The sequence below is a fragment of the Flavobacterium collinsii genome (assembly GCF_946903285.1).
GTDB lineage: Bacteria > Bacteroidota > Bacteroidia > Flavobacteriales > Flavobacteriaceae > Flavobacterium > Flavobacterium collinsii.
Map to the genome: position 1 here is coordinate 955202 of NZ_OX336425.1, position 23044 is coordinate 978245.

The following is a 23044-nucleotide window of genomic DNA, read 5'->3' on the forward strand; positions in this document are numbered from 1 at the left end:
AAATTAACACGAATTGAATCGTAAATTTTTGTCTAAAAAATTAGCGGTAATTCGTGGCAAAAGAAAAAACCCTCATCATGATTTAAATCTATGGCCCATAAATTTACCTAAAATTGTATCGCAATCCTAAAAACCCTCGAATGGTCTGGTTTTGTCCGTAAACATAAGTGGTATCAAAAGTCAAACCGTACGGATTATCAGGTGTAACCAGTACTTTTCCCGCCGAATCATACTGCACATTTTTATCAAACGGATCATTGGTTCTCGAAATCAAAAACGGATTATTCTGCTTTGGAGTAAAGTTCAATAGGTTTTTTACTCCTCCGTAAAGTTCGAAATTCTTCCAGCCTGTATAGCTAAATTGAATGTTCTGAATGCTGTACCAGGGCGAATTTGGATTTCTAGGATCGTATTCGTTCAATAAAGGCAATTTCATTGGGCTGTAAACATTTCCTGTATAATCCAATAATAAATTCCAAGGTTCTATTTTGTAAGATACACTCCAGGTTCCGGTAAATCTTTCGGTCAAAAAGGGTCTTTGTGAAATTCCGTCCTGAACATTTTTATTGTCTAAAACAGTCGCTCCAAGAATAAACTTTAAACCATTGGTAAAATTAACATCAACATTTGTACTGATTCCCTGACTGATAGCATAACCATCAATATTGTCATAAATGATTTTATTGGGATCGGTTTCATAATCTGAAATGATTTTATTGCTGAAACGGGTATAAAAAGCGGTTGTTTCAATTCCCATAAAAGTACCATTGCCAAAGTTTATTTTCTGAATATAATTCAAATTTACGTTTACTGATTTCTCCGGTTTTAAATTATTCTGAATCACAACATCTCGCGATCCTGTTAGGGCAGCATGATCTTCTGTAAACAAATTGACAACCCTAAATCCTGTTCCGGCATTTAATCGGAAGATCGTATTATCACTTGCCTTAAAACGATACGCAAATCTGGGTGTAAAGATAGAACCGTGAATGGAGTTATAGTCGTATCGTGCTCCCAGTAAAACCTGACTCTTCGGCGAAAACGTGATCTCATCTTGAACAAAAATTCCCGGTAACCAAGTGCTTTCGGCCTCTTTTGTTGCCGGTGTATTGTCGTTGTAATACGAATATCGAGTCGCGATTCCGGCAAGGAAATCATTTCTGCCTAGCTTTTTATCCCAGGTCAATTGCAGGAAACCTATTTTTTGATTCGCGATATATGATGTTGTTCCGTAACGACTGTCCTGATAATGCACGTTTCCGGAGAAAGAAAGCATCAGTTTCTCTTCAAAAGGCAATTGATAACTTCCGATTAATTCTCCTCTTTTGGTATAAATACTTTCACCATAAATTTCGTCACCACCACGGTATTTTTTCTCCCAACGAACGTCTCCACCCCAGCGATCTTCATACATACCTCGTGCTGCGATCGTAAAAAGACGATTATTATTGCGTTGAAAGCTCCATTTATTAAAAACAGAAATCCTTTTAGAAAGTGTCACATCTGTAAAATTATCTTTGTCTTTATCGATAACCTGATCATAGTTGAAATAATTAACCCCTATAAGTGATGTCGCTTTTTTTCCGGCATTAAACTTCATTCCTAAATCAAGATTGTTTTCAAAATAAGTAGTTGTAAAGTAATCCACAGAAAAAACCGGAGCATTCGTTGGATTTTTGGTAATAATATTGATTAATCCTCCCACAGCCTCACTTCCGTAAAGAGAAGAAGCAGGTCCTTTTACAATTTCTATTCTTTCAACCAAAGAATTTGGAATTCCTGACAATCCATAAACTGTCGAAAGACTGCTAACTATTGGCATCCCGTCGATTAAAACCAAAGTATATGGTCCTTCCAAACCGTTTATATGGATATCTCCAGTATTACAAACCCCACAATTTAGCTGTGGCCTGACTCCGTTTATATTCTGAAGCGCTTCATAAATACTGGGTGTTGGATTCTTTTTAAAGAAGACCGGCGAATAAACCTCGACAGGAACAGCACTTTCCAGACGTTTTACCGCTTTTAAGGTTCCCGAAACAACCACTTCGTTCAATTGATTGTCTGTATCGTCCAATTCGAAATCATAGGATTGAGCAGCGTCCTTCGTAACATCAATCTTCTTTTTTAAAGTCTGAAAACCTACCAGCGAAACCTGAAGTGTATAATTTCCAACCGGAACATTTTCGAAGTTGTAATATCCCAAACTATCCGTAACTGCCCTGTATTTTGTTCCTGCTAAATGTACGTTTGCCAACTGTAACTGATGACCGTCACCGGAGATAATTCCCGAAACAGAGCTGGTTTCCTGAGCAAATGAAAACTGTAAACAAAATAAAAGCAGTATCAAAAATAGTTTTTTCATTATTATAAAATTAAATTTAGACAAAACTAAAAATTAAATTTGACAAATATTGTTTCTAAAGCAAAAAACTTTCAAAATAGACTATAATTCAATATTTTGCGGGAGTTTTACTGACATCAAAAAAGAGTTAGTCTCTTTCCTCTTTAAAGGAGATTAATCAAATTTTGCTCTTGCAAACGGAGACAGACCCTATAATTTAATGTGAGATGAAATGCCTTTTGACAAACTACAGCAACTCCGTCTCTATGTTTTTACTAAAAAATAATTTAGACAAATGATTCGTCAATGAGTTCTTTATTGATTGATGCCCCTGCGAAAGATCCGGAAGAAACAGCCATCGCAACGGATCTTGCCTGAATATGGCAATCTCCACTGGCAAAAACTCCCGGAATTGTGGTTTTTTGAAGTGCATCTACTTTCAGCAGACCATGTTCGGTCAGTTCGCAGCCTAAAGACCCCGGCAGCGGACAGTGTTGTTCAAAAGGCGATCTGAAATAAATGGCTTTCACTTCAATTTTGGATTGATTTTTAAAAACAATATGTTGAACATATCCGTTTTCTTGCTTTACAACTGCAATTTCATCCTCTACAATTTGAATTTTATGTTCTTGCAAAATCTTAGATTGTTCTAAAGTAAAAGCAGATTTTCCGTTGGTCAATATTCTTAAATCAGTAGTCCAGTTTGAGATGAGTTTAGCATACTCAAAACCCAAATCTCCATTGGCAATAATCGCCGTTTTCTCTTTTTTAACCTCATACCCATGACAATACGGACAATGTAAAATCGAAATCCCCCAACATTCTTCAAAACCATCAATTTTAGGAAGAAGGTCCCTTACTCCCGTAGCGAATAATATCTTTTTAGAAATGAACACATCTCCCGATTGTGTTTCAATTTCAAATCCTTCTCCCGCCTCAACTGCTTTAATTGCCAATCCGTTATAAAAGTGAACGGTATCGTAAAAGTCAACTTGCATTAAAGCTTTCGCTGAAATAACTGCGGGTTTCTCCCCATCATGTGTTATAAAATTATGGGAATGCGGCGTTTGTCGGTTACAAGGCAAACCACTATCGATAACCAAAACCTGTCGTAAGGAACGCCCCAAACTCATTGCTGCTGAAAGCCCGCTATAACTGCCTCCAATAATTATAACCTCATATGTATTGTTGTGTATCATTCTTTTCTATCTTTAAGAAGTTCTTGGTATTGGAAAAAGATCGTTTTTTGGAAAGAAACCATCCTGAAAATCTACAATCTCATCTGCTGTACAAAGACATTTTTTCAGTTCGCTGAGAATTTCAGTCTCTTTCATTTTCTGACCAATAAAAACAAGTTCGTTGAGTCTGTCACCAAAATTAGAAGTCCATCTTTCTTCAATAATATCCTGAAATTCAACAAAATTATTAAAAGTCATTCGTTCGCTTAGCGGCATACTCGCCCACCATACTCCGGCTCCTTCGGCTTTCATCGATCCGCCGGCCTGGCTCCAGTTTATGGCTTGTTCCGGTCGGGAAGCCAGCCACAATAGCCCCTTGCTCCGAATGATGTCCGTAGGAAAATCTGATGTAATAAAATTCCACAATCGATTGGGATGAAAAGGTCGCGGATCTCTAAACACAAAAGAATTAATTCCGTACTCCTCTGTTTCGGGTGTATGAATTCCTTCTAACTCCCTAATCCAACCCGCTGAATTTTCAGCCTCTTCATAATTGAATAATGCTGTATTTATAATTTCGTTTGGATTTACTTTCCCTGAAACCGAATTAATTATTTTCGCCACAGGATTAATTTTTTTTATAAAAGCGCTCAGAAACTCTAGTGATTTTTCACTAATAAGATCTGTTTTATTCAGAACAATTACATTCGCAAATTCTACCTGATCTACCAAAAGATTGACTATTGTTCGATTGTCATTTTCAATATTGGACACGTTTTGCTCCTGCAATGTTTTAGCGGAACCGAAATCTTTAAAAAAGTTAAAACTATCCACAACGGTAACCATCGTATCGATAAAACTAAACCTGGACAAATCAATATTCTCCTCTTCATTCACAAACGAGAACGTTTGGGCCACCGGAATGGGTTCGCTAATCCCGGTACTTTCGATAAGTAAATAATCAAACCTGTCTTCTTTTGCGAGTTTTTCAACTTCAAGCATCAAATCTTCCCGCAGAGTACAGCAAATACAACCATTAGTCATTTCGACCAATTTTTCCTCCGTTCTGGATAAGGTGTGTTCGTTCTTTACGAGTTGCGCATCAATATTAATTTCACTCATGTCATTAACAATCACAGCAACTTTCAATCCTTCTTTGTTGTGAAGGATGTAATTCAGGAGTGTCGTTTTTCCTGCGCCAAGAAATCCGCTTAATACGGTTACGGGTAGTTTTTTCATTTTTAAGCGTGTTTATGGTTTTTATAATTCAGCAGATGTCCGATAATCATTCCGATGCCACCTACGAAAATCAGATCCAGATGAATATCCAATATAATTTCACTCAGAATACTAATCCAAATAAGGGACATCGATAAAATCAAAGTTGTAGCTACTAAAAGACTTGATTTTTTAATAATTTTGAGAACTGCAACTAAACCTAAGGAAGCAAAGGTCAAATCGATAAACGGATTGTGACTTAAGCCTAAAGGCAAAATAGTAAGAAGCGGAAATACGAGACAATGAACCAAACAAATGGTAGCACTTGAGATTCCTAATATATCGTAAAAAGGTGTCGTTGTTTTCTTCATTTTCAGTACATTTGCTTAATGCAATTTTGTTGCAAATATATAATTTTATTTCAAATGCAACATTGTTGCATTAATATTTTTTAATGCTTTGAAAATGAAAACAACAAGAAATACAGCAGCAAAGACAGCCGTTCTCGAGATTTTTGACAAATCTAAGACCGCCTTGTCTCATACAGAAATTCACAAACAAATTGATGATTTATGCGATCGCGTGACGATCTACAGAATTTTAGACCGACTGGTAAATGATGATATTATACATAAAATCGTAAATCTGGACGGGACTGTAAAATATGCGAAATGCCATCATCATGCGCAAAGAGTACACATTCATAACCACGCTCATTTCAGCTGTGAAAAATGTTTAGAGGTAACTTGTCTGGAAAATGTAAAACCGAGTTACATTATTCCGCACAATTATAAAGTAAATGATATAAACTTCACCTTGTCAGGATTATGTCCGAATTGTTTGAATTCAAACATTTAAGTTTTAGACTTGTCTAAAAATATTGTTGTGCGAACATCATTTATCCCTATATTTGTTCAAACAACATTTTTACAATGACCAAATCTTTAGAAGAAGTTCACCAATCGGTTGCAACACAGCATAAAAAAACAGGTTTCAGAAAAATATTAGCATTTTTAGGTCCAGCATACCTCGTAAGTGTAGGCTACATGGATCCCGGAAACTGGGCGACAGACATCGCCGGAGGTAGTCAGTTTGGATATTCTTTACTTTGGGTTTTGCTGATGAGTAATTTAATGGCTCTGTTACTTCAGAGCTTAAGCGCAAGACTGGGAATCGTGACACAACGTGATTTGGCCCAGGCATCGCGAGAGACCTATTCTAAATTCATCAATTACATTTTATATTTTTTAGCTGAAATCGCCATTGCGGCCTGTGATCTTGCCGAAGTTCTTGGGATGGCGATCGGAATTAATCTTCTTTTTGACATTCCGTTAATCGAAGGAGTTTTAATCACAGTATTAGACACTTTCTTGTTATTATTCCTAATCAACAAAGGAATCCGAAAAATGGAGGCTTTTATTATTGTACTCGTAGCAATCATAGGGTTTTCTTTTATATTCGAAATGATTTTTGCCGAACCGGAGCTGGATAAAGTTATTTATGGCTTAGTACCTTCAATTCCAAGTTCTGCTGCTTTGTATATCGCGATTGGAATTATTGGTGCAACGGTCATGCCCCACAATTTATACTTGCATTCTTCACTGGTACAAACCCGAAAATTCGACAGAACTCCCGCCGGAATTAAACAGGCGCTGAAATACAACTTTATAGATTCGACCATCGCCCTAAACCTTGCCTTTTTTGTAAACGCCGCCATTCTTATTCTGGCAGCGGCGACCTTTTACAAAAACGGAATGTTTGAAGTAGCTGAAATTCAAGATGCGCACAAATTCCTGGAACCCTTACTGGGAACAAAATGGGCTCCTGTTTTATTTGCTGTCGCCTTAATTGCAGCCGGACAAAGTTCCACGATAACCGGAACTTTAGCCGGACAAATTGTAATGGAGGGTTATTTGAATTTACGCATCCAGCCTTGGGTACGCAGAATTATAACACGACTAATTGCTATTGTGCCAGCCGTTGTGGTGATTTTAATTTATGGAGAAAGCGTAACCGGAAAACTATTGATTCTTAGCCAGGTCATTCTAAGTTTGCAACTGGGTTTTGCTATTATTCCGCTAATTCATTTTGTGAGCGATAAAACCAAAATGAAAGGATTTCATATTTCTAAAACTACACAAGTCGCTGCGTGGATTATTGCTTCGATTATCGTAACCTTAAATGCAAAACTGGTGTATGACGAAATCACATCATGGCTAGAAAGTTCAAATCATCCGACGATTCTCTGGCTTACAGTTGTTCCACTTGCCTTTGGATTCCTTGCATTACTGCTTTATATCATATTCAAACCATTTGTTGCCAGAGTAAAATCGAATATCGAAAATCATTCACCACATCATTTAAAACTAGTTTATACACCAAAGGAAAATTACGGCAAGAAAAACATCGCAATCTCAGTCGATTTTTCTAAGGCCGATGAAGCTGCACTCAACAATGCCTTTGAACTGGGCGGAATTGATGCACAATACACCTTAATTCACATTGTTGAAACCGTTGGAGCTTTGATGTACGGAGGTAATGTCGACGATCATGAGACTACTATTGATGAAAAATTATTGTCAGAGTATCAGCAGATGCTCTCCTTAAAAGGTTTCAAAATCAAAACCGAACTTGGTTTCGGAAAACCGAACAGTGTGATTCCGAACATCATCAATGTGGGTAATTTTGATATTCTGGTGATGGGAACCCACGGCCACACCGGCCTAAAAGATATTTTGTTTGGCACAACCGTAGATAAATTGAGACATAAAATTTCTATACCTTTGCTAATTGTTAAATAAAGTGGCTGAGGTTCTAAGCTGCTAAGGTTCTCAGGTTTTCTTTTAGAGTCCTTTAACTTAGCTACTCAGAACTTCAGAACCTTAGAACCTCAAAAAAAATGACTTTTTCAGAAGAAAACTATCTTAAATCCATATACCACCTTACAGCTTCGAACGATACTGAGGTCAGCACGAATGCTATTGCCGAAATGATGGAAACCAAAGCTTCATCAGTCACGGATATGCTTAAAAAATTATCTGAGAAAGATTTGGTGAATTACAAAAAGTATCAAGGAGTTTCATTGACCGAAAACGGGAAACTTGCCGCCAAAATGATTGTTAGGAAACACCGTTTATGGGAAGTGTTTTTAGTCGAAAAACTAAACTTCTCCTGGGATGAAGTTCATGATATTGCCGAACAACTGGAGCACATCAAATCCGAGCAACTCATTAACCGCCTGGATGATTTTCTGGGAAATCCTACCGAAGATCCGCACGGAGATCCTATTCCCGATGCCAATGGACGAATCGTTAAAATTGAAAAACAATTGCTTTCCGAGTTGACAGAATACCAAACCGGAGTTTGTGTAGGCGTAAAAGATACTTCCTCAGAGTTCTTAAAGTACCTGGACAAACAGGGAATTGCTTTGGGATCAAAAATTGAATTCTTATCGAAAGAATCGTTTGATTTATCTGTTAAAATTAAGGTTGATGGACGGGAATTATCCATTTCGAATAAAATTGCCTCTAATTTGTTTGTAAAGCTGGTTTAAAGGCTTGTTGTATTTGGTTTATAAAGGTTTTTCCAGACCTTAATTAAATAGACCGAGCCTACGGCTCTGAATCTTGTCGGTAATTTATGGTTTGGACGGATTAAAATCCGTCCCTACAAAACTAGGAACGAACCTATGGCTCTCTTTAAATTATTACTTCCTGAAAAACAACAAATATTCGCGAAATGATTTTTAATCCATTGATCCATAAACACAAAGACAATGGTGTATGATTAGACAATGAGAAAATTAGATGCTTAATTTTATCATTAATCGGTATCTTGCTATATGGTGAAATTTTAGCTTTTTACTGAAAAATTTACTTTTTAAAATGATCGAATCAACTGTATTTCTTATCGGACTGTGAAACCCATTTTCCTGCAACATCAACATTTTGTCTCAGGAGCAAATTCAACTGACCAACATGATGCTGCACATGCCTCATGTTGTATAAAATCATCTCTATTCGATTGTAATTCTTATTTGAGGTAATACTTTCTTTTGATGTTTCTTCGTTTAATCCTTCAATTAAATAGAAAATCTTTTTTCGAGAATACTCCAAGTAGTCAAGTAATTCTTCTTTTAAATAGATTCTGTCAGGTAAAATTCCTTGTGGATCAAACTCTGATAAAGAAAATGGTTCAGGTGGAGAAAAGGTATCGGGTTCTGTAGACGAATAATAATCCATCCAAAAAATCGTATGATAAACGGAATACCAAAAATCTTTCTTGTCCCAAAAAAGCTCAGGACAAACTAAAATAGAACTTTCGAGCATGTCTATTACAGCTCCAAATTGTCTCCATAATATCCCTCTAAGTTCATCCATAACTTACTTTTTAAACAATACCTTTCTCAATCATCTCCAGCATAACCGGCGATGCGTTCTTAAAAGTAGGTTCCTGTTCAATGATGCTTCCTGCATTCTTTTTATTTACTTTAAAAGTAACATCATTAATTGTTGTAAACAGAAGTGCCGTCAGAAATGGCTTTTTGATATAGGTACCTAAAACCAATAAAGCTTCATCCAGCGTATGAATAGTTTCAATTTCTTCTGTTTTGTAACGAGTAGTTAATGAAACAGAGAAGGTATTGTCTTCATTTAAAACTAAACGAAAATAAATATTCTTAATCTCGGTGTCGCCCATTGTTTTGGCCAAAGTCAATTTTGCGAAAGTTCCCGCCTGGATGCTTTCTTTAACTCGTTCACAAAAAAGGGCAAATATTGGTTCGTACATTTTTTAAAGATTCTAAGGTTCTGAGATGCTGAGGTTCTAAGTCTTTTACCGCAAAGTTCGCAAAGATTTACGCAAAGGACACAAGAAAAATTAAAAACTTGGCGAACCTTGCGTAAACCCTCGCGACCTTAGCGGTTATGAAAAAATTTATTTTCCGGTAAATTCAGCTTTACGTTTTTCTAAAAAGGCCGTTGTTCCTTCTTTGAAATCCTGAGTTCCGAAACATTTTCCGAATGATTTGATCTCAGTATCAAAACCATTTTTACCATCAGTATAGTTTGCATTGATAGCTTTTATGGCTTTAGCAATTGCAAATGGTGCATTTTTAATAATTTTTTGAGCGATTCCTGTAGTAAAATCCAAGAGCTCTGCTTGTGGTACTACATGATTCACTAAACCGTATTGTTTGGCCTCTTCTGCAGAAATCATAGCGGCAGTCATAATCATTTCCATCGCACGTCCTTTTCCAACTAACTGTGGCAGGCGCTGTGTTCCTCCATAACCTGGAATCAATCCTAAAGTTACTTCCGGCAATCCCATTTTTGCATTGTCCGAAGCTACTCTAAAATGACATGCCATGGCCAGTTCAAGTCCCCCACCAAGAGCAAAACCGTTAACAGCTGCAATTACAGGTTTTTTCAAATTTTCAATCAAATCAAATAATGTTTCCTGTCCTTCAGCAGCTAATTGTGCTCCTTCTACAATGGTATAATTGGCAAATTCTGAAATATCAGCTCCTGCTACAAATGCTTTCTCGCCACTTCCTGTGATAATGATAACACGAACATCATCATTTTTACCTAACAGTTTCACCGCTTTACTTAAATCACTGATAGTGGCTTTGTTTAATGCATTTAATTTGGTAGGTCTATTGATGGTTACGGTTGCAATTTTTTCTTCGATTGAGATTAAAAGATTTTCGTAGTTCATGATACTTATTTTATGAGTTTGTTATCGGTAAAGAAACCCTAAATGTAGTTCCTTTACCGTAAGTTGATTCAAAGGTAATTGTTCCTTTGTAATTTTCGATAATGTTTTTGATAATTCCGAGCCCCAACCCCATCCCGCTTGTTTTCGTAGTAAACTTTGGTTCAAAGATTCTACTGATATCCTGTTTCTGAATTCCGATTCCGTTGTCTTTTACCGCAATTTCGACATCGTCGTCTATGCGTTTTACTGTAACTACAATCGATTTATGAAATTGGCTTTCCGGAATTGCCTGTGTCGCATTTTTAACAAGATTGGTGATAACCCGTATCAATTGTGTACGATCCATCTTGGAGATAATTTCCTCCTCTTCACTTTCAAAAACGATATAATCTTCATTGAAAATATCTAAAGCAAGCTCAACAACCTCAACCACGTTTAAGGTTTCATTTTGTTGTGCCGGCATCGAAGCAAAGTTCGAGAATGCCGATGCCACCGCTGTCATGGTATCGATTTGCTGAATTAAAGTCTCTGAATAATCATTTAGCTTTTGCTTTACATCTGGTGCAGTGGGGTCAAACTTGCGTTGAAAACTCTGCACCGTTAATCGCATCGGGGTAAGCGGATTTTTAATTTCGTGTGCTACCTGTTTTGCCATTTCACGCCAGGCTTCTTCACGCTCACTTTGGGCTAGTTTTATGGCACTGGTTTCCAGTTTGTCAACCATTCCGTTATAAGCCTTGATCAAAAAGTTAACCTCTTTGCTGTTTGCTTCTAAAACGATTTTTTCGTTTTTCTGGTCGAGATTCGTTTCTTCCAGTTTATCCGAAATTGTTTTAAGTGATTTTGTAATATAAGTCGATAAAAAATAAGCCAATCCAAAAGCCACAATAAGCATAAAGGAATACACCTGACTTAAACGAATCAAAAAGGTATTCAGCTCATTGTCGTAATAGCCGTCATCTTCTAAATATGGGAGATTCAGAATTCCGAGAGGCTTGAACTTTTCATCTTTAATCAAACTGTAAGACGATCTGTTTTTAACGCCATCAATCGTTTTAATATCTACAAAACGTTTTTCGATCGAAGACCGCACTAATTTCAGGATATATTCCGGAATTGGCGGCGCTACTTTATCAACAGCAAAAGACTCCTTTGAGGATTTCAGTAGTTTCCCGTCAAGACTGTAAATATTGATTTCGATTTTATGAATCTGAGCCAGTTCGTGAATTTTATCTTTAAAAATTAAATCCAGGTTGGCCGTTTTTAAAGGATATGTTGTGGTAGAAAGCACATAATTAATATGCTCTTTTACTGCATTTTCTTTACGCTCGAGACGCTCCTGATGGTACTCTTTTGCTTCGTTTTTAAACTGAATAATCGAAATAGAAGCCAATAAAAACGATGCCACAACAATCAATACAATCATCGACAGGAAAATCCTGACACGCAGCGAAAGCATCGACATTTTGAAGTTGTTAAACATATTTAGTTATTAGTGAAGAGTTATTAGTGAATAGTAAAAGTTTAAAAACTAATTACTAATCACTTTTTACTAATTACTTTTTTTCTCTTATTCTTTTATAAAATCTAAATCCCAACATGATCAGAACGGAGAATAAAATGATTCCGATCACGCCAAAAATCCAGTTGATGGCACTTTTTAAAACTACTAAAAAAACTACTGCAAATAGTATGATGGTAGCGCCTTCATTCCATAAACGCATGAAGTTATTGGAATATTTCACCTCATCGTTTTGTAATTGTTTAAAAATTTGATGGCATTTTAAATGATACAGATAAAGTAAAAAAACAAAACACAATTTTACGTGCATCCAGGGCATTTTAAGCCAGGCGTTACCCAAATCTGTAAAAAGCAGCATCCAAAAAGCAAAAATACTCGCCAAAACTGCTGACGGCCATGTAATAATGTACCACAAACGGTAGGCCATTATTTTGTACTGTGCCTGTAAAATCTCCTTTTCGGGAGACGGTTTTTCACTGGCTTCAATTTGATACACAAACAAACGCACTATATAAAACAAACCTGAAAACCAAGTGATTACAAATATTAGATGTAGTGATTTTAAGTAATTGTAGTACTCCATCATAAAGTCTTTTTTCTTTACTCTTTATTCTATTTTCTATTTTCTATCTTCTATTTCGCCCAATCGTTAATCCAATTTCCAACTGTCTGGCACCACTCGTCGTCGTCATTTAAACAAGGTATTGCCAAAAACTCTTCGCCTCCGTTTGCTTCAAAATCTTCTTTGGCACGCATTGCTATTTCCTCTAAAGTTTCTAAACAATCCGAAACGAAAGCTGGTGTTACAACCGCTAATTTCTTGATTCCTTTTGCCGGCATGTTATCAATTTCAACATCAGTATAAGGTTCTAACCATTTGTCTCCCGCTAAACGCGATTGAAATGTCAAACTGTATTTATCTGCAGGAAGTCCTAATAGTTTTACGACTTGTCTTGTTGTTTCGTAACATTGGTGACGGTAACAGAAATCATGCGCTGGCGAAGGTGTGTTACAACAAGAACCGTCAATTTTACAATGCGATTTAGTTACATCTGTTTTGCGGATATGGCGTTCTGGAATTCCGTGATACGAAAACAATAAATGATCGTAATCAAAACCAACTAAATGTTTTTGGATCGAGTCGGCTAAATTTTTGATGTAATCAGGTTTATTGTAAAATGCCGGAACATCTGTAAAAGTGATGTGAGGGAATTTCTTTTTGCGTATTTCTTCTGCCTTTACTAAAATAGTCAAAGTAGAAGCCATTGCATATTGTGGATATAAAGGAAAAAGCATTACATCTGTAACTCCTTTATCACTTAATTCCTGAAGTCCTTTTTCAATCGTCATGCTTCCGTAACGCATTGCTAAAGAAACAGGAACATTTACAAGAGGCTGAACCTTTTTTTGCATTCTTTCTGAAAGAACAACTAATGGAGAACCTTCTTCCCACCAAATTTTTGCGTAAGCATGCGCTGATTCTTCCGGTCTTTTTCTTAAAATAATACCGCGAACCAATAATGCTCTCAATAAATACGGAACGTCGATTACGTATTTATCCATTAAAAATTCGTCTAAATATGGTTTTACATCTTTTGGTTCCGGGCTTTCTGGAGATCCTAAATTTACTAATAATACGCCTTTCATGTTTTTTGCTTTAGGCTTTAAGCTCTAGGCTTTAAGCTTTTAATTTATTTTTAAAAATTTCGTCAAAAGTAACGCTTGCTTCTTTTTAGAAATATGATAATTATTACTTTTTTATTATGCTCTTATTTATAAAACTGATGCTTTAAAACACTATCAGTTTTTATCCTTTTTATATTTGTTGAATAGTTTTTCCAATGATTTATATTCTTCTTCTGTTCCAAAGTTATCTGTCTTAATTTCCTTTTTAGAACTAATCAGATAAAACTGACTACAGGAAAGACAGATTTTAGCTACTCCTGAAATTTCTTCATTCTTTTTAAAAATTAAAATATCCCTATATTCAGGTGCACAAGCATATACGTATTCAAACATCTTTAAATAAGATTTCTCCAAAAAAATATCATTTCTTAAATACTCAACGTCTTTTTGAGATAATTCAAATTTAGAAAACCCATCAGAATTAATTGTTTTAATAAAAACATCACTATTAACTTTCTCAGGATAGTCATCGAAAAAAATCTTATCTTCAATAGTATTGTCAATACCTTTACTATGATTATTATCCATTTCTACTTCTTTACTTTTATTCAATGAATAATATTCAACACTATCAAAATCAAAAAACATTTTTTCTTCTTTTGATTTGCAAGACATAATTAACAAAAGCAATAAAACTATTGAATATCTTTTAACCATTAAACATTTGCATTAATCGACATCAGGTATTTTTTGGGAGTGGTGGCAAATTTTTTCTTAAATGCCGCTATAAAATGACTCCCCGTGCTGTAACCAATTTTTAGTCCTACCTCATTTACGTTATAAGAACCGCTATCGAGCAGTTTTCGAGCGAAATCCATTTTATAATCAAACAGAAATCCATAAACCGTATCGCCGTAGATTTGTTTGAAACCCATTTTAAGTTTCTTAAGATTCAAGCCAATTTCGTCCGCCAGTTCCTGCAAACCTGGCGGTTCTGCCATATTTGCGATAATAATTTCCTTTGCTCGTCTTATTTTTAAAACGTTATCCTCATCAATCAAAAACGGACATTGTTCTGCATTTGGATCTTCGGTTCGGTTAAAATACAGACTCAGTAATTCATATCCTTTTCCCTTATAATAAAGGTTTTTTATTGACGGATGAAGGTTGTAATGAAACAGCTGACTCAGAACAATAGCCATAGAGGGACTAATATTTCCTTCGTTGTAGTATTTTTTGTCCTTATTATCAGGACTTAAAAAAGTAATATAATCTGCTTCGGCAGAAAACAACGCGTGAAATTTTTTGATCGATACGATTACTGAAATCACCCACGAATTCGGAGAAAGTTCTAAATTCAATGGTAATTCTTTCTGCGGATTGTACAAAAGCAACGATTTTTCTTCCTTCAGTTCTAAGGCATAACTACCCTGATTGAATAAAAATTTGGCATTGCCCTTTATTCCGAAATGAAACTGTATCAGACCACTACCTACTTCGTGCTGCCCCAAAAAGAGCTCTGAACTGTCGTTTTGAAAACGGATCAGCGTAAAGTCATCTTCGATTTTAATAATTTCCTGAGAACTCATAGCGATATTTTTTTGAAACAAAAATTAGAGTAAATGGAGAATGTTATTTAGAATCACTCTAAACAAAACATTTCTAACAACTTGATTTTGCTACAAAAATACTTCTTTTTGCATAAAAACAGTTGTTTAGAAACAAAAAAACATGTAGCGATACAAAAAGTACTTTCAGCGTTACTTTTGTAAACACTATAATGATAATTTTGTTGCACTTTTATGAAAGTGAATTTATGGAAAACAATAACGTACCGAAACACCTTTATTTTTATTCAGTTGGTCTGAGTTATAAAAAAGCTGATGCTGAGGTCAGAGGTCAATTTAGTTTGGATGCAATTGCCAAAACACGTTTGCTGGAACAAGCTAAAAATGAGGAAATAGAAAGTTTAATTGTCACTTCGACCTGCAACAGAACCGAGATCTACGGTTTTGCAGAACATCCTTTTCAATTAATAAAATTAATTTGTGATAATAGTAACGGATCTGTTGATGCTTTTCAAAAAGTAGGATTCGTTTATAAAAATCAGGAAGCAATTAATCATATGTTTCGCGTAGGAACTGGCCTTGACAGTCAGATCTTAGGTGACTTTGAAATTATTTCTCAAATCAAAACCAGTTTTACGCATTCCAAATCACTCGGTTTAGCCAATGCTTTTTTGGAAAGACTGGTAAATGCAGTGATTCAGGCGAGTAAAAAAATCAAGAACGAAACAGAAATCAGTTCCGGAGCCACTTCGGTTTCTTTTGCATCGGTACAATACATACTTAAAAATGTAGAAGATATTGGAAACAAAAACATTCTACTTTTCGGAACTGGAAAAATAGGCCGAAATACTTGCGAGAATTTAGTAAAACATACTAAAAACGAGCACATTACCTTAATCAACCGTACGAAAGACAAAGCAGAGAAATTAGCCGGAAAACTAAATCTGATTGTTAAGGATTATTCTGAATTACATCTTGAACTTCAAAAAGCTGATGTTGTAGTTGTGGCAACTGGTGCTCAGAATCCAACGGTAGACAAAGCCATCCTGAATCTTAAAAAACCTTTATTGATTTTAGATTTATCCATTCCGAAAAACGTTAATGAAAACGTGGAGGAATTAGAAGGTGTGACCTTGATTCATATGGATTATTTGTCGCAATTGACGGATGAAACGCTGGAAAACAGAAAACTTCATATTCCTGCTGCCGAAGCTATTATTGAAGAAGTTAAAGAAGAATTTATAACCTGGACAAAAGGCCGCAAATTCGCCCCTACTATTAATGCTTTAAAAGAAAAACTAAATGCGATTAAAAACTCGGAATTAGATTTTCAAAGCAGAAAAATTGCTGATTTCAATGAAGAACAGGCTGAAATTATCAGTAACCGAATCATTCAGAAAATCACTACTCATTTTGCCAATCACTTAAAGGATGACGATACCATGGTTGATGAAAGCATCGAATGGATCGAAAAAGTCTTTAAAATAAAAGCATCTTAGTTTTTTTACCATTAAGACATTAAGAGAATTAAGTTTTTTACGCAAAAAATAATCTAAAGAGTATTAAGAATGGTGCTTTTTTAATTCTAGCTATAACTTAATACCAGAATGGTTCACAAACAAAAAGTTCTATGACAAAAAAAGAGGTTACACAATTAGCTTATGAAATAACAGGTTTTGCCATAAAAGTGCATAAAGCGTTAGGACCTGGACTTTTAGAAAGCATTTATGAACAATGCCTTAAATATGAATTAGAACAGAATGGATACGATGTTAAACAACAATTAAGTGTTAAAATAGAATATTATAATCTTGAACTGGAATCTGATTTAAGAATAGATCTGCTTGTTAATGATTGTGTAGTTGTTGAACTAAAAGCAATAGAAAATCTATTACCTATTCACGAAGCACAGCTTTTAACTTATATGAAATTATTACAGAGACCTCAAGGACTATTAATTAATTTCAACACTTTAAATATAACAAAATCAATGAAACCACTTGTAAATGAATATTTTACAAGACTAATAGATTAACAGCTTCATTAACTTAAAAAATCAACATAAAGCTTAATGAACCTTAATATCTTAATGGTTAAAATATAAAAATGGCAGAAAAAACAATCAGAATTGGAACCCGCGATAGCGAATTGGCACTTTGGCAAGCACATACTGTCGAGAAAAAACTAAACGATCTGGGGTATAAAACCGAGATTATAGCTGTAAAATCTACAGGTGATATTATACTTGACAAACCTCTTTACGAACTTGGAATCACGGGAATTTTCACCAAAACTTTAGATGTTGCCATGATTAATGGCGATGTAGATATTGCCGTCCATTCGATGAAAGATGTACCAACTGCATTACCAAAAGGTATTGTTCAGGCGGCAGTTTTAGAAAGAGCCAATGTTCTCGATATTTTAGTTCATAAAGGAAATCCTGATTTTGCTAATCCAAGTACAATTGCTACCGGAAGTTTGCGCCGTCAGGCACAATGGTTCAACAAATATCCTAATCATACGGTTGTTGATTTACGCGGAAATGTAAATACCCGTATGCAAAAACTGCAGGACAACAACTGGGACGGGGCTGTTTTTGCTGCTGCAGGTTTGGAGCGCATCAATTTAAAACCAGAAAATTTTATCGATTTAGACTGGATGATTCCCGCGCCGGCACAAGGAGCGATGATGGTTGTGGCAATGGAAAACGATAATTATGCTTTAGAAGCGTTATCACAATTAAATGATATTGAAACTGAGATTTGCACCTATATCGAACGTCAGTTTTTAAGAACTTTAGAGGGTGGCTGTACAGCGCCAATCGGAGCTTTAGTTCGTTATAACGAAGACGAAGACACACTTCACTTTCAGGGAGTTTTACTTTCAGTTGACGGAAAACAGAAACTGGAAATCAACAAAACCGTTGAAATTGGAGAGTGGAAAAAATTAGGATTCTTCGCTGCTCAGGAAATCCTTAACAACGGCGGAACGGAATTGATGCAAACTATTAAAGAATCTCTGAAAAAGTAATGAGTAAATCAATTCAAATATTATCTACAAAAAAACTCTCGACTGAACAAAAACAAGCGTTAACAACCGCTAATCTAGAAGTTATTGAAGTTGATTTTATTCAAACCGAGAACAAACCTTTCGAAATAAAAGATCTCAACGATAATTTAATCTTTACGAGTCAGAATGCGGTTCACAGTATTCTATCGCATCCAAAATCAGAAGAACTAAAAAGTAAAAATGTATTTTGTGTCGGATTAAAAACTAAGATCCTTTTGTCTGAAAACGGATTCAATGTTGTCGCTTATACCGGATATGCTGCAGATTTAGCTGAGATCATTACTTTAATTTATCGCAGTGAAAGCTATACTTTTTTCAGTGGAAACCTTCGCAGAGAAACTTTACCAAAAGCCTTAAAACATGCTGAGATGAAATTCAATGAAATTCAGGTTTATGACACTTCATTGACTCCTCAGAAAATAAAAACTGTTGTTGATGCTATTTTATTCTATAGCCCTTCTGGCGTTGAAAGTTATCTGAAAGAGAATACTATTAAAAAAGAAACCTGCTTTTGCATTGGAGAAACCACTGCTGAAGCTTTACATAAAATTACCAAAAACATCGTTATTGCTGATCAGCCAACCGTTGAAGATGTAATTGAAGATGTTTTACAAGAATATAAATAATCGCTGTACGCTTTAAGCTTTGGGGCTGTAAGCAAACACAAAAATAAACACCGCTTAAAGCCTAAAGCTTAAAGCCTAAAGCAAAAAAACATGTTAAAAAACGATCTATTTTTAAAAGCACTAAAAGGAGAAACAGTACAACGTCCACCCGTTTGGATGATGCGTCAAGCCGGAAGATACTTGCCGGAATTTAGAGCTCTACGCGATAAATATGATTTTTTCACCAGATGTGAAACTCCGGAACTGGCTGCCGAAATTACTGTTCAGCCAATCCGCAGAATTGCTCCGGATGCGGCTATTCTTTTCTCCGATATTTTAGTTGTTCCCCGTGCAATGGGTATTCACGTAGAATTAAAGGACAATTTAGGTCCAATTATTCCTGATCCAATTCGCACAATGGAACAGGTCAATCAGGTTATTGTTCCGGATGTAAACGAAACTTTGGGCTATGTCTTTGATGCTGTTAAACTGACTAAAGAAATGCTGAACGACGAAGTACCTTTAATTGGTTTCGCCGGTTCGCCATGGACAATTTTCTGTTATGCCGTTGAAGGAAAAGGCTCTAAAAGTTTTGATACTGCAAAAGGATTCTGCTTTTCAAACCCGATAGCAGCGCATACTTTATTACAAAAAATTACAGATACCACGATTTTATACTTAAAAGAAAAAGTAAAAGCGGGAGTTGATGCTGTTCAAATTTTTGATTCATGGGGAGGAATGCTTTCTCCTGTTGATTATCAGGAATTCTCCTGGAAATACATCAATCAGATTGTAGATGCTTTGGCAGAAGTTACTCCGGTTATCGTTTTCGGAAAAGGATGCTGGTTTGCTTTAGGCGAAATGGGTAAAAGTAAAGCTTCGGCACTTGGTGTAGACTGGACTTGTACGCCAAGAAACGCACGTTATTTATCTGGTGGAAACATTACTTTACAAGGTAATTTTGATCCTTCAAGATTACTTTCTCCAATTCCAACCATCAAAAAAATGGTTCATGAAATGATAGATGAATTCGGAAAAGACAAATATATCGTAAATTTAGGTCACGGAATTTTACCACATATTCCTGTAGATCACGCTAAGGCATTTATTGATGCCGTTAAGGAATACGGGAACTAGTTTTCAGTTTGGCAGTCACAGTTTTCAGTTACCCACAAGCAACCTGAAAACTGTGACTGAAAAACTGAGACCAAAAACTTAAAAAAATGCTCAACAAAGGATTAAGAGACGAAGAAAGCATCAGAATAGAGAATACTCTAAAAACGTTACGTGCCTTAATTTTTGTTCCTAAGTTTTGGAATGCTGAAGATATAAGTCTAATCGACGAACAGCTAAAAAACTTTGGTTTAAGTCTGGAACGGACTATTGAAATCCCCGAAGAAGAGTTAATCATTCTGCTACAAAGATGTCATTTAGACTGGAATCAACAGGAGCAATTTGCAGATATTTTAATTAATTTATCTCAAGAAAAGCAGTTTGATTTTTTAGAAAAAGCACTTGCCATTTACCAGTATATTCAACAAAAAAGCAACGTTTTTTCATTTGCAATAAATACTAAAATTGCTTCGGCCAAAAAAAGATCATAATGGGTTTTACAGATTGGAAAACAGATACGATCAACAATATTCTTCCCGAAGAGTTTTTTAACCTTATCGATAAGAATAAAAGTCACATTGAAAAAACATTTCCAGTTACGCTCGCAAACTGTTTAGATTTAGAAAAAACGAAAGAATTTATTGTTTTAAATCGAGAGAAAGAAAAAAACAAAGAATGGTTCTATTTTTTCACAAGAGACATCAAAACCAATAATTTGATTGGCTACTTATGTGTAAAAAGCATTGATTATCACATTTCAAAATGTGAATTAGGTTATTTTATTGATGAAGATTATCAGGGAAAAGGCATTACTTCAAAACTAGTTTCAGAAACCTTAGAGTTTTGTTTCAATACTTTAAACATGAATAAAGTATTCATCTGTACCTCAAAAATCAACAAAGCAAGTCAACAAATTGCTTTAAAACATCATTTTAAACAAGAAGGAATATTACGAGAAGAATTCAAAACCAGCGACGGAACGTTAGAAGATGTTGTTTATTTTGGATTACTCAAATCAGAATATAATAGTCATGAAAGATAAATTTTTTGCTTACATACAAAACTTACAAGACCAGATTTGTACTGGTTTAGAAACAGTTGACGGAACTGCAAAATTTCGTGAAGATCTTTGGAAACGTCCTGAAGGTGGCGGCGGAAGAACCCGTGTGATTGAAAATGGTGCCGTTTTCGAAAAAGGTGGTGTCAACATTTCGGCAGTTCACGGAAAATTACCGGAAGCCATGCAGAAAATGTTTAATGTAGGCGAAGCAGATTTCTTTGCCTGCGGCTTAAGTTTAGTCCTTCACCCAAAAAACCCAATGACTCCAACGGTGCATGCCAATTGGCGTTACTTTGAAATGTATGATGAAACAGGGAAAGTAATTGAGCAATGGTTTGGTGGTGGTCAGGATTTAACCCCTTATTATTTGTTTGAAGAAGATGCTCTTCATTTTCATCAAACCTGTAAAACAGCCTGTGACAAACATAATCCGGAGTTTTATCCTAAGTATAAAAAACAATGCGATTCCTATTTCTGGAATGCGCACCGCAACGAAGCCCGTGGTATTGGTGGTTTGTTCTTTGATTATTGCAAAGCAAATGAAACAATGTCTATGGAAGACTGGTACAATTTTGTGACCGAAGTTGGTAATAGTTTCCTTGAAGCTTATGTTCCGATTGCCGAAAGAAGAAAAAATCTGGAATATACCGCAGAAAACAGAAACTGGCAGGAAATTCGTCGTGGCCGTTATGTCGAATTCAACTTAGTGCATGACAAAGGTACCTTGTTTGGTTTGAAAACCAACGGAAGAATTGAAAGTATTTTAATGAGTTTGCCTCCGCACGTGCAATGGGTTTATGATCATCATGCTGCAGTCGGAAGCGTTGAAGAAAAATTAATTCAGGTGTTAGAAAATCCACGTGAATGGATTTAAATATATTAAGCCTAAAATTTTATTTAACACATAGAAAAATAGATTAAAATTGTAATTTAAAATAAATCCTCTTTTTAAATAAATCGGAAATTACATATGTTTGTGTTGAAAAAATTAACAAATGAATCTAAAACTGATTTATATAGTGTTCTTCGGAAGTCTTTTTGGGTGTTTTGCTCAAAATGACTCCCTGCGTAATCCCTATTTTAAATCTTATGATGATAAAATCACTGCTGGTTTTTACTATTTAGATACCTCAAATAATTTTCAGATTGGTTCTGAATCTGAGGGAGAGAAAAGAACTTTTGAATTGAGTCCCAATCGACGAGAACAACTGGGGGTGAGTTTAAGTTACAAATTTGTAGACATCAGTTTTGGCTTTGCGCCGAAATTTTTTACGGTAAACAAAGACAATTCAGACTCTAAATTGTTCAGCTTCAACACCCGATTTTACTTAAAAAAGTGGATGCAATCTTTCACCTTTATCAATCAAAGAGGGTTTTATATTGGTGACAAAGACTTTCAGACCGCATATCCTCGTATGCGTACCACCAAAATTGGAGGAACAACATCCTATGTTTTTAATGATAATTTCTCCTATAAAACATTGGTCAACCAAAACGAATGGCAAACCAAAAGCTCAGGAAGTTTCATTCCTACTTTTTCATTTTATTACACCAATATCAATCTGAACAATAGCCCAGACTCTTCAGATGGCGAAATTTACGTTTTTTCGCTAGCCCCCTCCTACTTTTACAATCTTGTGATAAGTGATCACGTTTTAATTGGAGCAGGAGTTGCACTTGGAGCAGGAATTAACAATATTGATAAAGTAACCTCTACTTTGCTCCAATTAGACTTTAATTTAAAGCTTGCCTATAATAGAGATCGCTTTTTTGGTTTCGTGAATGTAAACACGGTTAATTTCGTTCAGAGCAGTAATACCCAAGCCTTACTAAACGATAACATTTCAACTTTAAAGCTAAGTCTTGGCTACCGCTTTGATCCTCCAAAGAAAGTAAAAGAGATCTACGAAAAAATCAATCAGAAAACCGGGCTTTAATACCTTCCCAAATGGTCCGGAAAAAACGGCAGCAAAATAGGCAACAGTAGCCGTTGCATACCATAATTAAATTGACAGATTTTACA

At 35.5% G+C, this 23044-nt stretch carries 24 protein-coding genes; 12 read left to right on the forward strand and 12 right to left on the reverse strand.

Annotated elements, in window-relative coordinates; translation table 11 throughout:
- Positions 1-103 precede the first annotated feature (103 nt).
- The 4 genes from OGZ34_RS04315 to OGZ34_RS04330 form a co-directional block, all read right to left on the reverse strand.
- Entirely contained in the window at positions 104-2365 is a 2262-nt protein-coding gene (locus OGZ34_RS04315) for a TonB-dependent receptor (RefSeq protein WP_263362246.1), read from the reverse strand.
- Positions 2366-2631: 266 nt separating this feature from the next.
- Entirely contained in the window at positions 2632-3543 is a 912-nt protein-coding gene (locus OGZ34_RS04320) for an NAD(P)/FAD-dependent oxidoreductase (protein WP_263362247.1), read from the reverse strand.
- 12 nt (positions 3544-3555) lie between these two features.
- Entirely contained in the window at positions 3556-4761 is a 1206-nt protein-coding gene (locus OGZ34_RS04325) for a GTP-binding protein (RefSeq protein WP_263362248.1), read from the reverse strand.
- A 2-nt stretch (positions 4762-4763) separates the two neighbouring features.
- A complete protein-coding gene (locus OGZ34_RS04330) occupies positions 4764-5111 on the reverse strand; it encodes a MerC family mercury resistance protein (protein WP_173964465.1) in 348 nt (115 codons plus the stop codon).
- A 94-nt stretch (positions 5112-5205) separates the two neighbouring features.
- On the opposite strand from OGZ34_RS04330, the gene OGZ34_RS04335 reads away from it, so the two are divergent.
- From OGZ34_RS04335 to OGZ34_RS04345, 3 genes are all read left to right on the forward strand, one after another.
- A complete protein-coding gene (locus OGZ34_RS04335; RefSeq protein ID WP_173964466.1) occupies positions 5206-5598 on the forward strand; it encodes a Fur family transcriptional regulator in 393 nt (130 codons plus the stop codon).
- A gap of 74 nt (positions 5599-5672) precedes the next feature.
- A complete protein-coding gene (locus OGZ34_RS04340) occupies positions 5673-7541 on the forward strand; it encodes an Nramp family divalent metal transporter (protein ID WP_173964467.1) in 1869 nt (622 codons plus the stop codon).
- Positions 7542-7639: 98 nt separating this feature from the next.
- Positions 7640-8293, forward strand: a complete 654-nt coding sequence (locus OGZ34_RS04345; protein WP_173964468.1) for a metal-dependent transcriptional regulator — start codon at positions 7640-7642, stop codon at positions 8291-8293.
- A 340-nt stretch (positions 8294-8633) separates the two neighbouring features.
- On the opposite strand, the gene OGZ34_RS04350 is transcribed toward OGZ34_RS04345, so the two are convergent.
- From OGZ34_RS04350 to OGZ34_RS04385, 8 genes are all read right to left on the reverse strand, one after another.
- Positions 8634-9119 carry a DinB family protein gene (locus tag OGZ34_RS04350; RefSeq protein ID WP_263362249.1) on the reverse strand — a complete coding sequence of 162 codons (486 nt, stop codon included), beginning with the start codon at positions 9117-9119 and terminating at the stop codon, positions 8634-8636.
- Between the two features lie 10 nt (positions 9120-9129).
- Complete coding sequence (locus OGZ34_RS04355) at positions 9130-9528, reverse strand: hypothetical protein (protein WP_263362250.1); 399 nt, start codon at positions 9526-9528, stop codon at positions 9130-9132.
- A 147-nt stretch (positions 9529-9675) separates the two neighbouring features.
- Entirely contained in the window at positions 9676-10458 is a 783-nt protein-coding gene (locus OGZ34_RS04360) for an enoyl-CoA hydratase/isomerase family protein (RefSeq protein ID WP_173964471.1), read from the reverse strand.
- 10 nt (positions 10459-10468) lie between these two features.
- Positions 10469-11884 (reverse strand): ATP-binding protein, encoded by a 1416-nt coding sequence (locus OGZ34_RS04365; RefSeq protein WP_017495829.1) that lies wholly within the window; start codon positions 11882-11884, stop codon positions 10469-10471.
- Between the two features lie 130 nt (positions 11885-12014).
- Positions 12015-12563: a CopD family protein gene (locus tag OGZ34_RS04370; protein ID WP_263363128.1), complete on the reverse strand. Its 549-nt coding sequence runs from the start codon at positions 12561-12563 to the stop codon at positions 12015-12017.
- A 50-nt stretch (positions 12564-12613) separates the two neighbouring features.
- Complete coding sequence (gene hemH / locus OGZ34_RS04375) at positions 12614-13627, reverse strand: ferrochelatase (RefSeq protein WP_173964472.1); 1014 nt, start codon at positions 13625-13627, stop codon at positions 12614-12616.
- A gap of 153 nt (positions 13628-13780) precedes the next feature.
- On the reverse strand, positions 13781-14254 hold the full coding sequence (locus OGZ34_RS04380; RefSeq protein WP_217427680.1) for a hypothetical protein: 474 nt from the start codon (positions 14252-14254) through the stop codon (positions 13781-13783).
- Between the two features lie 68 nt (positions 14255-14322).
- Complete coding sequence (locus OGZ34_RS04385) at positions 14323-15195, reverse strand: AraC family transcriptional regulator (RefSeq protein ID WP_173964474.1); 873 nt, start codon at positions 15193-15195, stop codon at positions 14323-14325.
- Positions 15196-15422: 227 nt separating this feature from the next.
- Here OGZ34_RS04385 and hemA point away from each other — a divergent pair, with 227 nt between their 5' ends.
- From hemA to OGZ34_RS04430, 9 genes are all read left to right on the forward strand, one after another.
- Positions 15423-16673, forward strand: a complete 1251-nt coding sequence (gene hemA, locus OGZ34_RS04390) for a glutamyl-tRNA reductase (RefSeq protein ID WP_263362251.1) — start codon at positions 15423-15425, stop codon at positions 16671-16673.
- 131 nt (positions 16674-16804) lie between these two features.
- Positions 16805-17209, forward strand: coding sequence for a GxxExxY protein (locus OGZ34_RS04395; RefSeq protein WP_202700771.1), 405 nt, complete (start codon positions 16805-16807; stop codon positions 17207-17209).
- Positions 17210-17280: 71 nt separating this feature from the next.
- Positions 17281-18204: a hydroxymethylbilane synthase gene (gene hemC, locus OGZ34_RS04400; RefSeq protein ID WP_173964477.1), complete on the forward strand. Its 924-nt coding sequence runs from the start codon at positions 17281-17283 to the stop codon at positions 18202-18204.
- Entirely contained in the window at positions 18204-18869 is a 666-nt protein-coding gene (locus OGZ34_RS04405; protein ID WP_263362252.1) for a uroporphyrinogen-III synthase, read from the forward strand. The genes hemC and OGZ34_RS04405 overlap by 1 nt, the downstream gene beginning before the upstream one ends.
- Positions 18870-18959: 90 nt before the next feature.
- Positions 18960-19985, forward strand: a complete 1026-nt coding sequence (hemE, locus tag OGZ34_RS04410) for a uroporphyrinogen decarboxylase (RefSeq protein WP_173964479.1) — start codon at positions 18960-18962, stop codon at positions 19983-19985.
- Positions 19986-20071: 86 nt separating this feature from the next.
- The gene (locus OGZ34_RS04415) at positions 20072-20452 is read left to right on the forward strand and encodes a hypothetical protein (RefSeq protein ID WP_263362253.1); all 381 of its coding nucleotides are present in this window, start codon (positions 20072-20074) and stop codon (positions 20450-20452) included.
- Complete coding sequence (locus OGZ34_RS04420; protein ID WP_173964481.1) at positions 20452-21003, forward strand: GNAT family N-acetyltransferase; 552 nt, start codon at positions 20452-20454, stop codon at positions 21001-21003. The genes OGZ34_RS04415 and OGZ34_RS04420 overlap by 1 nt, the downstream gene beginning before the upstream one ends.
- Complete coding sequence (gene hemF, locus OGZ34_RS04425; protein WP_263362254.1) at positions 20993-21895, forward strand: oxygen-dependent coproporphyrinogen oxidase; 903 nt, start codon at positions 20993-20995, stop codon at positions 21893-21895. The genes OGZ34_RS04420 and hemF overlap by 11 nt, the downstream gene beginning before the upstream one ends.
- Before the next feature lie 121 nt (positions 21896-22016).
- Positions 22017-22958, forward strand: coding sequence for a DUF4421 domain-containing protein (locus tag OGZ34_RS04430; RefSeq protein ID WP_263362255.1), 942 nt, complete (start codon positions 22017-22019; stop codon positions 22956-22958).
- Positions 22959-23044 lie beyond the last annotated feature (86 nt).

What these genes read in the sequence shown, in the direction of transcription:
- OGZ34_RS04395 (WP_202700771.1), top strand. Translation starts at nt 16,805, where the DNA reads ATGACAAAAAAAGAGGTTACACAATTAGCTTATGAAATAACAGGTTTT.
- hemA (WP_263362251.1), top strand. Translation starts at nt 15,423, where the DNA reads ATGGAAAACAATAACGTACCGAAACACCTTTATTTTTATTCAGTTGGT.
- OGZ34_RS04420 (WP_173964481.1), top strand. Translation starts at nt 20,452, where the DNA reads ATGGGTTTTACAGATTGGAAAACAGATACGATCAACAATATTCTTCCC.
- OGZ34_RS04345 (WP_173964468.1), top strand. Translation starts at nt 7,640, where the DNA reads ATGACTTTTTCAGAAGAAAACTATCTTAAATCCATATACCACCTTACA.
- OGZ34_RS04415 (WP_263362253.1), top strand. Translation starts at nt 20,072, where the DNA reads ATGCTCAACAAAGGATTAAGAGACGAAGAAAGCATCAGAATAGAGAAT.
- OGZ34_RS04315 (WP_263362246.1), bottom strand. Translation starts at nt 2,365, where the DNA reads ATGAAAAAACTATTTTTGATACTGCTTTTATTTTGTTTACAGTTTTCA.
- OGZ34_RS04320 (WP_263362247.1), bottom strand. Translation starts at nt 3,543, where the DNA reads ATGATACACAACAATACATATGAGGTTATAATTATTGGAGGCAGTTAT.
- hemF (WP_263362254.1), top strand. Translation starts at nt 20,993, where the DNA reads ATGAAAGATAAATTTTTTGCTTACATACAAAACTTACAAGACCAGATT.
- OGZ34_RS04385 (WP_173964474.1), bottom strand. Translation starts at nt 15,195, where the DNA reads ATGAGTTCTCAGGAAATTATTAAAATCGAAGATGACTTTACGCTGATC.
- OGZ34_RS04335 (WP_173964466.1), top strand. Translation starts at nt 5,206, where the DNA reads ATGAAAACAACAAGAAATACAGCAGCAAAGACAGCCGTTCTCGAGATT.
- OGZ34_RS04430 (WP_263362255.1), top strand. Translation starts at nt 22,017, where the DNA reads ATGAATCTAAAACTGATTTATATAGTGTTCTTCGGAAGTCTTTTTGGG.
- OGZ34_RS04350 (WP_263362249.1), bottom strand. Translation starts at nt 9,119, where the DNA reads ATGGATGAACTTAGAGGGATATTATGGAGACAATTTGGAGCTGTAATA.
- OGZ34_RS04370 (WP_263363128.1), bottom strand. Translation starts at nt 12,563, where the DNA reads ATGGAGTACTACAATTACTTAAAATCACTACATCTAATATTTGTAATC.
- hemE (WP_173964479.1), top strand. Translation starts at nt 18,960, where the DNA reads ATGTTAAAAAACGATCTATTTTTAAAAGCACTAAAAGGAGAAACAGTA.
- OGZ34_RS04340 (WP_173964467.1), top strand. Translation starts at nt 5,673, where the DNA reads ATGACCAAATCTTTAGAAGAAGTTCACCAATCGGTTGCAACACAGCAT.
- OGZ34_RS04330 (WP_173964465.1), bottom strand. Translation starts at nt 5,111, where the DNA reads ATGAAGAAAACAACGACACCTTTTTACGATATATTAGGAATCTCAAGT.
- OGZ34_RS04355 (WP_263362250.1), bottom strand. Translation starts at nt 9,528, where the DNA reads ATGTACGAACCAATATTTGCCCTTTTTTGTGAACGAGTTAAAGAAAGC.
- OGZ34_RS04380 (WP_217427680.1), bottom strand. Translation starts at nt 14,254, where the DNA reads ATGTTTTTTGATTTTGATAGTGTTGAATATTATTCATTGAATAAAAGT.
- hemC (WP_173964477.1), top strand. Translation starts at nt 17,281, where the DNA reads ATGGCAGAAAAAACAATCAGAATTGGAACCCGCGATAGCGAATTGGCA.
- OGZ34_RS04360 (WP_173964471.1), bottom strand. Translation starts at nt 10,458, where the DNA reads ATGAACTACGAAAATCTTTTAATCTCAATCGAAGAAAAAATTGCAACC.
- OGZ34_RS04325 (WP_263362248.1), bottom strand. Translation starts at nt 4,761, where the DNA reads ATGAAAAAACTACCCGTAACCGTATTAAGCGGATTTCTTGGCGCAGGA.
- hemH (WP_173964472.1), bottom strand. Translation starts at nt 13,627, where the DNA reads ATGAAAGGCGTATTATTAGTAAATTTAGGATCTCCAGAAAGCCCGGAA.
- OGZ34_RS04405 (WP_263362252.1), top strand. Translation starts at nt 18,204, where the DNA reads ATGAGTAAATCAATTCAAATATTATCTACAAAAAAACTCTCGACTGAA.
- OGZ34_RS04365 (WP_017495829.1), bottom strand. Translation starts at nt 11,884, where the DNA reads ATGATTGTATTGATTGTTGTGGCATCGTTTTTATTGGCTTCTATTTCG.